The organism is Scytonema sp. PCC 10023 (assembly GCF_963920835.1).
GTDB lineage: Bacteria > Cyanobacteriota > Cyanobacteriia > Cyanobacteriales > Nostocaceae > Kalymmatonema.
Window position 1 is genome coordinate 1 of the sequence record NZ_CAWUDP010000059.1, and the last position, 14,870, is coordinate 14,870.

A 14,870-nucleotide genomic window follows, 5' to 3' on the forward strand; every position below is an offset into this window, starting at 1 on the left:
GTGGTGTTTCCCCCAACGATGAAACTGATAACCCTTCGGGTTCGCCAGTCGCCTAGGTCGGGAGACCCTCCTGCAGCGCTGGCTCACTGATAACTGATAACTGGTAACTGGTAACTGTTAATGCATTTGAGGGCAGATGAAAATTCTCCTAAATACACATATTTTCTTCTGGTTTCTCAGTGAAGATAAAATAAAAAAGGGACTCTTGTCTCAATCCCTTTTCCAAAAACTAATTTTATTTTGAGTAGGTATGATTAGAAAACTCGAAAAATAAATGGATAACGGAACGGTTCATCAGGCTTGGTGAAACAGTGCAACAGCGCCCAAATTGTCAGTCCCCAGTGCAGTGCAAAGCCAAAAGCAACAACGGGGAAGAACAAAATTCCGCCAAGACCAAAGGTGAGAAAAGATAAAATCCCAATTGGAACTCCAATTAAGATTGCCCAGAACCAAACATTGAAGTGAAAATTAATTGATTCTTTGGCGTTGCTTTTAACAACTGGGTCATCGGAAACTAAGTTAATTACAATTGGAACCCCAATCGACAACAATGCTGTACTAAAGAAAATCGCCCCATGACACAGAGATGATAGCAATTTGCGCTTATCAGAATCGTATGTAACTTGCATCTTGGTGGTGGCTCCTCAATTCGCTTTCTTGCTTCGATTTTAACGGTCACCGAATAGATTTAGCATTGCAGGTTACCGTACTTAGAAAGCTTTTATGCTTTTCCTTGAGTGCAGATTAACTTTGAGTGCCACTCATCAACTATACGTTATGAGGTTTACCGAACCTCCACAGTAGAAGAAAAGTTTACAGATAACAAGCGTGAATACGCTCATTGCTTCAACGCCACTGCAAGGTGCGATCGCACTCTGTGTCAGGCGGAGGCGATTGCGATTCGGGGCAGTGGCAAAGCCAATCGCACTTTTGGTTAGCAGTTTCTTACTCTTTAGCAAACGAGCAAGATAATATTTAGTAAATATGTACTAATTTTACAGACTTCAATTATATTTTTACATCTAAATGGATACATCTGTTAAAGCTAGCAGCAGAGATAACATAAAGTAAGGTGAAGCCCTAACTTGAAATTACTTAACAAAGGCGGTATACAATGGGTCGTTTAAATCCCTTCTCACTTCAAATGCAGATTACCCAAATGTTTGAGCAAGGGCAATCATTTTTCGCCACAATCAAAGTGCAGGATTGGTTGAAAGAACGCAATCAAAATCCCGCAGATTACGACATTCTTTTCCATCAAAAACCTGCACCTCCCGGTTCAAAATCAGTTATGGTTGTTGAAATTGAGTTGCGTCGCAAAGATGGACAACCTGTTGAGCCGTGGTTGCAAGAACAAGCCAACCTTCATGCATGATAGTTTCACGATGGCGGGTATTGCGTACCCCAATTTATGAAATTAGTATAAATTTTTCCGAATAAGAGCGTTCCCTTTGCGGAACGCTCTTTTTTATCTTGAATGAGTTATAGGAATTTTAGAATAATTGTCATGCCATCTCATCGCTCTTGGTTTTTTGCACTTTGGTTCTACTTGGGAATTCTAGCTGCTATATCTCTTGCCGTCTATCTGAAAATTATTCCGTCTAAAATCACAAAAATTCAGCCTATAGATACAATTTTCCATTTTCTGTTCATAGGATTTATTGCTTACATAGGTCATTTATCAATTAAAAAATATAAAATTAAAATTTTTCAATTTTTTCTGCCAATAGCACCAATTATAGTTCTATTGTTTAGTTTTATAGACGAGTTCATCGAGATATTTATATGGCGTGCGGGTTTTGATAAACTTGACTCAGCAGCTGATTTTTGCGGTATAGTATTATTTACATTTTTGGCAGAAAAAACTAAAATTAACAAATCCTCAAAAAATCAAACTTAAAAAGCAATTATCTCTTTTTCTCTTACTCTGTATCCTCTGCGGTTTGTTAATCAAAATCACCCAATCAGGTGAGTCAACTGGCTGACTTCATTGCTAACTTTAGTGTGAGAGCAACTGAAAAATTAGGGAACGTGGAAAATGACCGTAAACCAGCCTTGTGTTTGCGCCAACTGTGGTAAGCGTCTATTTGCCTGGTTGATGGCTCAAGGTGACGACGTATACGATAAATTTATTAGCGATCGCAAACGTTCTCTCTTCGCCAACCTACATGGTAATGTTTTAGAAATTGGTCCAGGAACTGGTCCTAACCTACCCTACTATCCTAAAGACATCAACTTGATAGGAATTGAGCCAAACCCATTCATGCATTCCTATCTCAAAAAAGAAGCCCAAAAGCTGGGTTTCAACAACATCGACCTCCGCACTAGCACAGCTGAACAAATAGACGCTGAAGATAACAGCATGGATGCCGTGGTTAGTACTTTAGTTTTGTGTTCCGTGCCGAATTTAGCTGCTACATTACAAGAAGTTTTACGAGTTCTCAAACCTGGTGGAAGCTTTTTATTTATTGAACACGTTGCTGCACCGCAGGGAACTTTATTGCGACAGGTACAAAGTACAATTCGCCCAATTTGGAAAGTGCTTGCTGATGGTTGTCATCCAGATCGGGAAACTTGGATTGCGTTAGAAAATGCTGGGTTCAAGAGTGTGAATTACGAGCATTTTAAAGTACCAGTGCCGATTGTTAGCCCTCAAATTATCGGTGTGGCAATAAGATAATTTCGCGCAAAGAGGCGCTTGACGCTAAAATAGTTTTTGCGTCTTTGCGAGAGATTTCAAAAATCATCACAAAATATTATGGTTAACCTCTGGACTTCCGCAGAACACGCATTACTGTAATTTAAAGTTTGAATTTGCCGTTGCGGCAAAGCTATGCTTGAAAATAGGACAATTTAGGACAACAAGCATAAGTTGTCCAAAATGGTCACTTTATGCTTGTAATTCTCTATGGTCAACTTATGCTTGTTATTATTTAAACTCTGACGAGAGCCGCCCTTTAAAGCCTATCTTTGCCGCAGTGGTACAGGTCAGCGATCGCATCTCTGGTTAGCGCGATCGCACCTCAAAGCCCCCATTTCTGCTACTCAATTGCTACTCAATCTCTATGGTGGGCTACACTACAGTAAACCTTCCGTCTGGAGAGTCGGTCAACTAGAAGTTTTTGACTGTCATAGGCAAAATATGTAATTTGTAGGGGTTCTCGCATTCGGTGAACAATTTATACCGCTCAGAACTGCTGGTGCCGTAGGCAATCGCTCAAGATTTTCTGTCCCAATGCCACAGCCCTTCATTAAATGTCGATGAGAGTTAACTCTGTTTTCTTGACCGACTCAGACACGAACTATCCCCGCAGGTTCGGTTATTACGAATCTAACTTTCAGGATAACCGAATAAACATAGCTATCCCGCAGCCTATCAGTTACAAAATATTGACAGAATTGATAAAAACGGAAGAACAGTCGGCTTCGGCTGCCATTAGTTGAAGTATTGAGTCAAAAAGGGGGCTACTCTTGGAAGCGCATCCGCTATCGCCCTGCTCTGACTCGCTCGCTTGCTTGGGTAGCCGATTCGTGCAAAGATTGGGAAACGCTCAAGCTTGGGGTACAGCAAGGACTGATCCGGCGCTCAGTATTTAGATGAGTCTGGTTGTACCTGTGTGCGTTCTGCAGAATACAGTTATGCTCTCAGAGGGGTGCAAAAATCCATTCGTCAACGCCCTCGACGGGGCAGACGCATTAATATCTTGGGGGTTTGGGAACCAGGAGTGCAATTTGACGGGAGCTTTAATGGTGGGAACGCTTAAAGCCCCAACCTACGTGGAACTGATGGATTGACAGGCTCATATTGCCCAACAGCATCTTGATACTACTGGACAAATAACGGTGATGTTTAAATGGTATTGCTATCGGGCAATATATCCTCTGCATTTTTGATGATTTTGAAGAGATACCCACCTAAGCCAATTAATATACCTAATAAACCTAGAATAAAAAGGACTAGACCCATTCCAGCACCAGGACCAATACCAATGATTCCGCCGAACATAGGTACAATGCTACCTCCTGGTTGCATTGCTGGCTCAAAAACGTAGTCAGCTAGCGGTCCTGCAATAATTATGGCTAAAGGCATAGTAATTTCTCCTATCTGGCGTTGCACGCCAAAAACACGCCCTTGCAAATCGGGTGGTACTTTGGCTTGCCAGATAGCTTGATTACAGCCATATGCAATCGGGGGAAAGAATTTAGTAAAAAAGGCGGCTGTAGCCCAAACAGGAAGGTTCTGTCCCAGTCCCATCAGCGTTGTACCCAGTAGGCTAGTAAATGCTACGCCAAGCAAAACCCCGTGTATTTTGCGCGTCGGACCACCCCAACAGCTCATCAACACACCGCCAGCTATTCCTCCAATACCAAAAGCTGAACTTACAATTCCAAATATGACCTGATTGTTATTCGAGCGAGCCAAAATCATGGGTGCAAACAAAGCCATGTAGAAGCCGAAAGTGATGTTGATAGTGAAGAAAATAAGTACAAGTCCGCTAAGGCTGGGACGCTTAGAAATGTAGCGGAATCCGTAAATAGAATCTTGCCATAAACTAACGCTACTAACTTTTTCAACGGCTGTTTTTTCTGGCTGGGGAATATGTATGAAAAGCAATGCACTTATTGCTACTAGAAAAGTTAATATATCAATGGTCATAATACCTTTTATGCCAATAAGCGCAAACAAAAAGCCTGCCAATACTGGAGCGGTAACACCCGAAATAGATTCCAAAAGTGAGAGCATACCGCTAGCTTGAGTGTATTGAGCTTTTGACAGCATCATGGATATGGAAGCGTAATAAGCTGGAAATTGAAAAGATTCAAATATTGAGGCAATAGCTGTCGTGAGATACAGATGTTTTACTTCCAAATTGTTAGTGGCATAAAGTACTAATAAGCCAATTGTTACCAAACCTGCGCCCAAGTCGCTGATAAATAAAATCAGTTTTCGATTCCAGCGATCTACCAGCGCACCAGCAATAGGGCTGAGTAGTATAGATGGCATAAAGGAACAGAAGAATACCAAAGCTGTAGCTGTGGCTTGTTCGGTTATTGTGTATGTCCATATAGTAAGAGTAAAGCGGGTCATAGCAGTACCCAACTGTGAAATCACCTGACCAAACCAGATGACTGTAAATCCTTTCATGCCAGTTAGTAGCTTTGCTTTCCTCATCAAATTTCTCTCTTGTTACTGGTTCATCTTTTGCAGTGAGCAGTGAGCAGTTACCATTTTTAGCGGGAGGAAGGAGACCCCCATCACGCTCCGGGTACGTTTCACTTGGGGTCTAAATCAAGAGCGTGTTACCTGGTCACTGCGGCTGGTACTGGTCACTGTTTTAATAGAATTGCTGTATTATTGCTAATAAATTACAATCCCGCTTTTGGAAGACTACAACTGAACGATTAATGAAATGAGCGATCGCACTGTCTCCATCAAAGATTCGGCTAGACTCTCAATTGTGGACTGTCGATAAACATTTTCACTATAGATAAAATCTACCTCCAGGCTGTTCTCAGATATTACCCCGATGACATCTAGTAAATGCGGTCGATTTCCTTGTTTTTGCCTAATTGTTCCGGGAGATTCTGGGGCAAATTGGAATAAAGAAGCTTGAGAAAAATCTACTTGACCAAAGTAGTTGAAGGCAACTTCAGCTTGAGGTAAAGACCTTAATTTTTCGGCAACTTGAGTATTTGGTGTAAGATAGCGAAGAATACCGTAGCCGATGCCTCGGTTGGGAATGCGCTGAATTTGCTGTTTGACCGATCGCAACACATCCTCCAAAGTATCTCCATTGCCCATATCTAAAAACACAGGGTAAATGCTGGTAAACCATCCCACAGTGCGAGATACATCCATATCTTCTAAGATTTCCTCGCGTCCATGACCCAAGAAGTTAAGCAACAGAGAACTTTTGCCTGTCCACTGGGACATGGCACATAGTAAGCTAGTCAACAACACCTCTTGAGCTTGAGTGCCATAAATAGGAAACTCCCGCAGCAGCACATGAGTTTCTTTTTCATTGAGAAACCTGGAAACAGTGCGGCTAGAACATTCAGTATTAATGCCTTCAGGATAGTCCACTGGCAGAGGGTTTGCTTGTTTGGGTAGGGTTTCCAGCCAGTAAGACAACTCTTGCTGAATGTTATCCGACTGTGCATATTTGATCAGTTGTTGAGACCATTGCTGGTAAGAAGTACTCTTGGGGGGAAGTTGAATAGCTTGACCGCTATTGAGCTGCTGATAGAGTGTTTGGAGATCCTCTACCAAAAACCGCATCGAAACCGCGTCAATTACTAGGTGATGGGCAACTATTAATAGGAGGTCTGACTTTTGGGAACCAAGTTCAAAGAGAACAACCCCTATCAGTGGTTCTTGGGACAAATTGAAGTTAGCCAGTAACTCTGCTGCCGTTGCATTGATCGCTTGTTGGCGATCGCTCGTTGGTACGTGCGATAAATTAATTCGCTCAAAAGCGAGCGCCGCCCCAGGACTGGCGTTATACTGCTCCCAGCCAGAAACATTTCGTTCAAAGCGCAGGCGGAGTGCATCGTGATACAGCAGTAAATGTTGGAAAGCTGCTTCCAGCACACAGACATCTACTTTTTGCCGCACCTCCAGCAGCCACGTCAAGTTCCAGGGATAAGAGTTTGGCAGATCCTGCTCGAATAAAAAGTGCTGGATGGGGGTGAGGGGAACCAAACCCGTTACAGGTTCCTGTTCGGTGCAGACTGCCGTCGCCGTGCTAGCTACTGCTGCTACTTCAACAATAGTTGGATACCCAAACATCTGTCTGGGTGTTAGTTGAATACCTGCTTGCTTGGCACGAGCGATCGTCTGCATAATGAGAATCGAATCTCCACCCAAGGCAAAGAAGTTGTCGTTAATGCCTACAGGTTTGACAGCAAGTACCTCAGCCCAAATTTCCGTTAGTATCTTCTCTATGGGAGTGCGAGGTGGCACATATTCAGTACGGCTACGCGCTGACGTGAGAGTAGGAATTCCTACCTCAAATTCGCTGTTGACTTGCTCAGGTGCTGGTAATGCCCGCCGATCCACTTTGCCGTTAGCTGTCAGTGGCAGGGCATCCAACACCATGAACGCAAAAGGCACCATATACTCAGGCAGTTTCTCGCTCAAGAAGTGGCGCAGTTCATCAACGGTAGGGGCTGGCTTTTGCACGGGGACTACATACGCCACCAAACGCTTATTGCTTTGCTGTTGATCTGCCGTAACGACAGCTTGATGCACAGCCGGATGCTGCACCAAAGCCGCCTCAATTTCTCCTAACTCAATGCGGTATCCGCCGACTTTAACCTGGTAATCTTCCCGTCCTAAAAACTCAATTTGACCGTTTGGTAAATAGCAACCTAAGTCCCCTGTACGGTACAAGCGACTACCAGTAACGGGATGAGTGATAAAGTTGGCAGCAGTCTTTTGCTCATCCCGCCAGTAACCTTTTGCTAAACCAATTCCCCCAATATATAGCTGTCCCGGCACCCATACAGGACAAGGTTCTAGTGCCTCATTCAAGACGTAAAATTGCTGGTTGGTCATCGGACAACCGTAGGGGATGCTTTTCCAGCTTGGGTCGATAGTTTCAATCGGGTAAAGAATTGACCAGATTGAAGCTTCGGTAGCACCTCCTAGACTGATGACTTGAGCATTTCTAGCTATAGCTTTAATTCGAGAAGTCAGAGGTAATGGCAACCAGTCTCCACTTAGAAGCACTAGGCGTAAAGAGGTCAGGGAAAATTCTGGTCGCACATTGGCATATTCCACTAACATCTGCATTAAGGCGGGTACTGAGTTCCAAACAGTAATTTGCTCGTGTGCGATCGCATCCAACCAATGAGATGGGTCTTTAGCCGCATTCGCTTGGGGAATGACAATTGTTGCCCCAGCAGCTAAAGTACCGAAAATGTCGTAGACCGACAAGTCAAAACTGAGGGAGGAAAGCGCGAATACTCGGTCAGATGAGTTAACATCAAAACGTTTATTGATATCGAGGATGGTGTTAACTGCTCCGCGATGGTCTATCATCACTCCTTTAGGCATCCCGGTAGAACCAGAAGTGTAGATAACATAGGCTAAATCTTCGGGTTGCTGTACCGGATGCAAAGGCTGGTGTTTTTCAGATAGCAGTTCTTTTATGTCTACATAAATTCGCTTTACAAAAGAAGGTAACTCTAAGGTTTGATTCAGTTTTAATTGGGTTAAAACTAAGCTGACTTGTGCTTGTTGTAGTAAATGCGTAAGCCGCTGATTAGGCAATCCTGGGTCGATGGGTACGTAGGCAGCACCAGCAGCTAAGATGCCCAAAACAGCTACGACTTGCTCCCATCCTTTCTCCATAACGACAGCCACCAGAGTGTTTGGCTTTGCACCCAAGTGCCGCAGTCGGTGTCCCAATGCCTGTGAAAGGCTATGCAACTCTTGGTAAGTCAAGGTGCGCTTTGGTGCAATAATGGCGGCATGATGGGGATGCTGTTTTACCTGAGCCTCAAATAAAGTGTGTAGCAGCAAATCTGGTACTGGTAGCGTGGTGCTATTGATAGCTTCAAAAAGCTCAATTTGGGCATTTGGTAACAGTTGCCGTCTGGTTTTCAACCAAACCGATTCATCATTAGCCAAACGAAACAGAAAACCACAATAAGCTTCAAACATATCAGAAAGAAGCCCACCGGGGAAAAGTTCCTCGACAGCATCCCAGTTAAAAACTAAAGTTTCTTCTTCCTCATAAACTTGATGATCTAGCAAAACTTGAGGTGTCTGGGTGATGCTGTAAACTACCGAGCCAAATGGGGCGAATGGGTCAGTATTCTGTCCGGCTTCTGTTAAAGTAAGGGTGCTGGTAAATACGACTGGCATCAGAGCTTTTGACTCCTGAGTTTGGATGCGAGCCAATTCTCGCAACACCTGCACTCCGTCAAAGTAGCGATGATCTAAATCTTCCCAAAGTTGCTCTTGTATGTTTCGAGCATGGGTTTCAAACGAATCTAAAGTTGAGTTGTCTATGGCAAGTAAGCTTAATGAGGTGAAGTCACCAACAATTTCGTTGATTTGGGGATGTAGGGGTAGGCGATTAAATAGCGTTAGGTTGATGGTAAATCGGGGACATTTGCTCCAGACACTCAGAACTTCGGCAAAAGCAGCTAATAGCACTCCTGATGGCGTTAAACCTGCTTGATTTGCTCGTGTTTTCAGTTGTTGCCAGATTTCTGGTTGTAGCGTTGCACTCCGACGCACAAACCGAGGGGAATGTAGCAAGCTGGGATGTTTTGCCAAAGGTAATTCGGGTGCGGGTGGTAGGGTATGAATTCGCCTCAGCCAATAGTCCCGCGATCGCTCATACTCGCAAGAACCTTGCAGCGCGACACAAGCGAGAACATAATCTCGGAACGATACCGCGATCGCACCTAGAGGAGTATCGACATCTTGGTAGAGTTCCCAAAGTTCTTGTAATAAAACTTGCAGACTCCAATCATCGCCAATTAACAAGTCGAAGCTGATATGTTGCCGAATGCACCGTTCATTTAATATAGAAACACGAATGTCAAATAAAGGCCATTGATCGGTTGGCAGTATTTGATGAGACATTTCCTGGCGAGTCGCTTCCAATTGGGAAGCTGCTACCTCTGGACTTTCTTTGCACAGATCCAAGACTTGAATTTGATAAGGTGGTACAGAGTCCAGAATTTGCTGTTCTCCAGAAGGTAAGACAATCGCTCGCAGCATTTCGTGACGTTCGATTAACCGCTGCCAAGCTTTTTCATATCTTTCTAAATCTAAATTGATGCTTTCAATTTCCCAGTAAGCATGAGCTGCTACATTGCCCAATTCCAGCGCTTCACTGCGACCGATCCAGTAAGCTTGTTGAATATTAGTCAGCGGAAAAGGTTGGTGCCGTTTTTCTGGATCGGACACTATAGGAGGAAGTGGTTGCGTTTGCGAAAGTTCTATTCCTTCCTCTTCAAGTAAATATGCCAGAAGATCGCGCTCTTCAGTAGAAAGTTCAGTTCCGTCTGCAAAGCTTTTGATATTCATGAAATTCTAGCTCCTCTTTTCTTCTCCTGAAGCGTCTGTCTGATGTCTTGAGCAGACATATTCTTGAGCCTTTTTAAAGCTTTAGCAATCTTTTCGATTTGTCCTGGCTTTGGTTCGTTAGTGATAATGGCGTGCGACAAATCTGCCACATTGGTTGCTTTAAAAAGAGTACGCAGAGGTAGTTCTACCTGGAAGGTGTCACGCAACCTAGAAACTAACGGCAAGGCAAGCAAAGAGTCTCCCCCTAGTTCAAAAAAGTTATCGTATATGCCTATTTGTTTGATACCAAGCAATTTTTCCCAAATCTCAGTAACAGTTTCTTCAACCTCATTTCTCGGAGCAACGTAGGAATTTGATAAACTCGGTCTAGGATGGCTCGACGATGAATTGAGTTCTTGGGAATCTTTGACTTTTTGTAAAGGTTTAAAGTTAATCCATTGGTCAATCCTAGCTTTTAAATCTCCTGTGGAAATGACAATTTGAGTGGGCGCATTTATGGCTAAAATACGTTGTAAAACCTCTACTCCTTCTCCAAGTGTCATGGTTAATTCAGCCATACTTGCTCCTAAAGCTGTCGTTGTTGGTTTTTCTTCTTTAAATTGCCAGTTGTCCCAATTTACATTCAGCCAAGGAAAAGAGTGGGTTTGGTTGCACTTATAAGCAAAAGCATCCACGAATATGTTGGCGGCAGAGTAGGCTACACAACCTAATCCTCCTAAAACAGATGATAGGGAAGATACCAATAGACAAAAATCAAGTTTTCTTCCCTGCAATTCTTGTTCTAATACTATAAGTCCGCGTCCTTTAGCCTGAAACTGCTGCTCGCACTCAGTTTTATCTGTTTCTTGAATAGAGCGAAATGACTTTTCTCTGACAATTCCTGCGGCGTGAATAACTCCATGAAGAAGACCAAATCGTTCGTATATCTGGGTAATGACTGCTTGCATTTGGTTGCAATCGCCCACATCTGCGTTCTTGACCAAAACTTCGGCACCCAGTTTTTCAAGTGTTTGCAATTTCTGAATCTTGCGGCTGATTTCATCCTGAGAATCGTGAGTTTGCAGCCATTTTTCCCACTCGTCTTTTTTGGGAAAAGGCGATCGCCCAACTAATATTAGTTTGGCTTGCACGGTTTTTGCTAGATGTTCGGCAAGTACCAAACCAAGACCTCCCAGTCCACCTGTGATAAGATAGACTCCACCTTGGCGCAACCTTATTTTGCTCCCAGCTTTATCATCCAGTCGTATTGCTTCAAAAGTTTGCACCCATCGATGATTTCCACGGTAAGCAACAACTAAGTCAGACTGCTCTGCTGCTGTAAATTCGGCTATGAGTTGATTTATTAGCTTATTGTCCTGGTAAGTTTTGATTTCAGGAAGTACGATATCAATGCTGCGGCAAGTTATATTGCTGTATTCTTGAGGAATAACCTTGCACGCACCTAAGACAGTCGCCTTTTCTGGACAAAGTACCTCTTCTTCAGTCACTCCCTGCATATTCGCTGACACAACTTTGATTTGCAAAGAATCGGTAAGATTTCTATCTTTAAATGCTTGCACAAGATAAAGTAGACTGTAAAAACCGAGTTCCTGAGAGCTTTCAAAAAATTCAATTTCAGATTGTTTCTGCTGAAGCGGTTGAATACTCCACAGGTGTGCAACTATTTGGGGAATTTTACTTAATGTGCAAAGTTCTTTTAGTAAGCGATCGTAATCCTGGCGCGATCGCGGATTGATAGTATAGACACCATCATCAACTTTGCGAAACTCCTCCCCAATCATCACTTTGATAACAGTTTGCTTTTCTTGTTCCAAAAGTTTGGCAATTTGCTCTCCCAAACCGCATTCATCCATAAACATTAACCAGCAACGTTTTACGCTTTCTAATTCTCCTGGTTGAAATAAGTTAGGTGCAATAGAACGTTTCCACGATGGGATATAAAACCAGTCGGAAATGTCAGGCTTTTTGCTTAATGATACTGAGCTATTAGTTTCAGCGTTAGATAACTTTTTCGGTTCAATCCAATAACGCTGACGTTCAAATGGATAAGTTGGTAAGGGTAAGCGATGGCGTTTTTCGTATGCGTAAAATTTCGAGAAATCTATTAGCGTACCCTCAAGCCAAAGTCTGCCTAAAGTATTTAATAAAAATGCTACATCTGACTGTTCTTCTTTGGGATGTCGTAACGAAGAAAGCACAATTTGTCCGGTTATCTGTCCTTGATGCTGTTTTGCTAAAGTGCTTAATGTTCGACCTGGTCCAACTTCTAATAAAATTCGTTCTGATTTCAACAACTCCTGTATTCCAGAAGAAAACTGTACCGTATGGCGCAAATGTTTCGCCCAATAGCTGGGACTTGTTGCTTCTGCTGCTGATATCCAGGTGCCAGTAAGATTGGACAAAAAGGGAATTTCAGGGGGGTTCAGCTTAACTTTTTTTACCAGTTCGGTGAATGGATCTAAAATAGAATCCATCACAGAAGAATGAAAAGCATGGGAGGTATGTAAGCGACTTAGTTCCAAACTTTTCGCCGCCAACTCATCCTCTAGTTGGGCGATCGCTTCTACTGTACCAGAAACAACACATCGAGATGGTGCGTTAATTGCCGCCAAGGAAAGCCCTTCTTTTAAAAAAGGTTGTACTTCTGCTGCTGATAAAGAAACAGAAAGCATCGAGCCAGGAGGCAATTGCTGCATCAATTTTCCTCTAGCTGCCACCAACGCCAAGGCATCTTCTAAACAAAATACACCAGCCAGGCAAGCAGCTACATATTCTCCGATGCTGTGACCGATCGCAGCTTGAGGTTGCACTCCCCACGACATCCACAACTTAGCCAAAGCGTATTCAATGACAAATAATGCTGGTTGTGCAATCGCCGTCTGTTTTAGTTGCTGTGTTGCCTTATCCATATTTGACTCGTCTGGATACAGCACTTGCCGCAAATCTAAATTTAGATGAGGTTGTAGCAGTTGACAGCAGCACTCGACTTCCTCTCGAAAAGTTGGCTCAGTTTCGTAGAGTTCCCGCGCCATATTTACATATTGCGCTCCTTGACCGGGAAACATAAATACAATTGGTCTTTCGCTTGGCTTTTGCGAGTGATAGGATTGCTGCAAATTCAAATTTGAGAGTGCATTTACGGCATCTTCAACGTTTTGGCACACCAACATCCGGCGATAATTGAAAACGCTGCGACCCACTTGTAATGTGTAAGCTGCATCGGCAAGATTAATATCAGGATGCTGTTTAAAGTGTGCAGCTAAATTTGCAGTAGCAGTATCCAAAGCTGTTGGAGTTTTGGCAGAAAGTAACAATAATTGATACTTTCTGCCCTGCACCTCTGCACCGCTAGAATTATGTTCAAGAGGCGCTTCCTCCAAAACTATATGAGTGTTAGTTCCCCCGAAGCCAAAGGAACTAATACCTGCACGACGGGGAGTGCCGTTTGCTTTCCATTCAGATAAAGAAGTGTTGACGTAAAATGGGCTGTTAGCGAAATCTATTTGAGGATTTGGCTTCTCAAAATGCAGGGTGGGCGGTAGTAATTTATGTTTGAGAGATAAAACAGTTTTAATTAAACCAGCGATACCAGCAGCTGCATCTAAATGCCCGATATTAGTTTTGACAGAACCGATAGCACAGTAGGGTTTTTTATTAGGATTGGTGGGAAAAATTTTGGAAAGAGCAGCAATTTCAATTGGATCGCCTAAGGGAGTTCCGGTTCCGTGAGCTTCGATATAGCTAATAGTTTCGGGTTCCACTCCTGCCACAGACAAAGCTTCTGCGATCGCTTTTGCCTGTCCGTCAACGCTGGGTGCTGTGTAACCAACTTTGGCAGATCCGTCATTATTGATGGCAGAACCTTTGATGACCGCATGAATGCGATCGCCATCTGCAAGAGCATCTTGCAATCGCTTCAAAACAACAATTCCTAATCCATTACCGCCAACAGTTCCTTGTGCTTGAGCATCAAATGCGCGGCAATGTCCGTCTGGGGAAACAGCTCCTCCTTCTTGATAAAGATAACCGAGTTTTTGCGGAACTTTAATTGAAACTCCACCAGCCAAAGCCATATCGCATTGATAATCGAGTAAGCTTTGACAAGCCAAGTTTACAGCAACTAATGAAGTAGAACAGGCAGTTTGAACGCAAATACTAGGACCGTTAAGGTTTAATTTGTAAGAAACGCGGGTAGCTAGATAATCTTTATCGTTACCAATCAAAACTTCAACAAATTCTGAAGGCTTTCCCAGTTTCCATTGTGATGCCAAGTTGAGTAATGAATAAGTGTTAATCCCTGAACCAGCGTAAACACCAATTGCCCCTTGATAATTTTCAGGAGTATAGCCAGCATTTTCCAAAGCCTCCCAAGCGCACTCCAAAAAGATCCGCTGTTGGGGATCTATAATTTCAGCTTCTTTGGGAGTTATCCTAAAGAATTGAGCATCGAATAGATCTACATCTTCTAAGATGTATCCTGCTTTGACAAACTGAGGATTTTTTACAATGGCGGGGTCTATATTTTCCTCCATCTCCTCAGAAGAAAAGACTGAAATTGATTGTATGCCGTTTTTTAGGTTATGCCAAAATGTTTCAATATTTTTGGCTTTGGGAAAACGACCTGCCATGCCAATAATGGCTATTCCGGTCAAATCTATTTCTTCTTGATTTATCACGGCTTTTCTCCGATTTCTTGAAAAATCTATACGATTTGAGCGAAGGAATACGGTGGTTCGATTTGATTTATGAAGGGTTTGAAATGAATTAACCGCCAAGACGCCAAGAGCGCCAAGAAAGAAAAAGATAGGTAATCTTATAATGG

9 protein-coding genes are annotated in these 14,870 nt (G+C 43.0%); 5 read left to right on the forward strand and 4 right to left on the reverse strand.

The window, feature by feature from the left end; translation table 11 throughout:
- Positions 1–254: 254 nt before the first annotated feature.
- Positions 255–629 carry a DUF4870 domain-containing protein gene (locus ACM0OZ_RS29820; protein WP_414586460.1) on the reverse strand — a complete coding sequence of 125 codons (375 nt, stop codon included), beginning with the start codon at positions 627–629 and terminating at the stop codon, positions 255–257.
- A gap of 108 nt (positions 630–737) precedes the next feature.
- Between ACM0OZ_RS29820 and ACM0OZ_RS29825 the strand changes: the two genes are divergently transcribed.
- The 5 genes from ACM0OZ_RS29825 (at position 738) to ACM0OZ_RS29845 (ending at position 3,601) form a co-directional block, all read left to right on the forward strand.
- On the forward strand, positions 738–938 hold the full coding sequence (locus tag ACM0OZ_RS29825) for a hypothetical protein (RefSeq protein ID WP_414586461.1): 201 nt from the start codon (positions 738–740) through the stop codon (positions 936–938).
- Positions 939–1,114: 176 nt separating this feature from the next.
- Entirely contained in the window at positions 1,115–1,375 is a 261-nt protein-coding gene (locus ACM0OZ_RS29830) for a hypothetical protein (RefSeq protein WP_041032804.1), read from the forward strand.
- 132 nt (positions 1,376–1,507) lie between these two features.
- A complete protein-coding gene (locus ACM0OZ_RS29835) occupies positions 1,508–1,900 on the forward strand; it encodes a VanZ family protein (protein ID WP_414586463.1) in 393 nt (130 codons plus the stop codon).
- A gap of 138 nt (positions 1,901–2,038) precedes the next feature.
- A complete protein-coding gene (locus ACM0OZ_RS29840) occupies positions 2,039–2,680 on the forward strand; it encodes a class I SAM-dependent methyltransferase (protein ID WP_414586464.1) in 642 nt (213 codons plus the stop codon).
- A gap of 768 nt (positions 2,681–3,448) precedes the next feature.
- Positions 3,449–3,601: a hypothetical protein gene (locus tag ACM0OZ_RS29845; protein ID WP_332994416.1), complete on the forward strand. Its 153-nt coding sequence runs from the start codon at positions 3,449–3,451 to the stop codon at positions 3,599–3,601.
- Between the two features lie 249 nt (positions 3,602–3,850).
- On the opposite strand, the gene ACM0OZ_RS29850 is transcribed toward ACM0OZ_RS29845, so the two are convergent.
- From ACM0OZ_RS29850 to ACM0OZ_RS29860, 3 genes are all read right to left on the reverse strand, one after another.
- Positions 3,851–5,173, reverse strand: coding sequence for an MFS transporter (locus ACM0OZ_RS29850; RefSeq protein ID WP_414586465.1), 1,323 nt, complete (start codon positions 5,171–5,173; stop codon positions 3,851–3,853).
- A 216-nt stretch (positions 5,174–5,389) separates the two neighbouring features.
- Complete coding sequence (locus tag ACM0OZ_RS29855) at positions 5,390–10,048, reverse strand: amino acid adenylation domain-containing protein (protein WP_414586466.1); 4,659 nt, start codon at positions 10,046–10,048, stop codon at positions 5,390–5,392.
- Complete coding sequence (locus ACM0OZ_RS29860) at positions 10,045–14,724, reverse strand: SDR family NAD(P)-dependent oxidoreductase (RefSeq protein WP_414586467.1); 4,680 nt, start codon at positions 14,722–14,724, stop codon at positions 10,045–10,047. The genes ACM0OZ_RS29855 and ACM0OZ_RS29860 overlap by 4 nt, the downstream gene beginning before the upstream one ends.
- Positions 14,725–14,870: the final 146 nt, after the last annotated feature.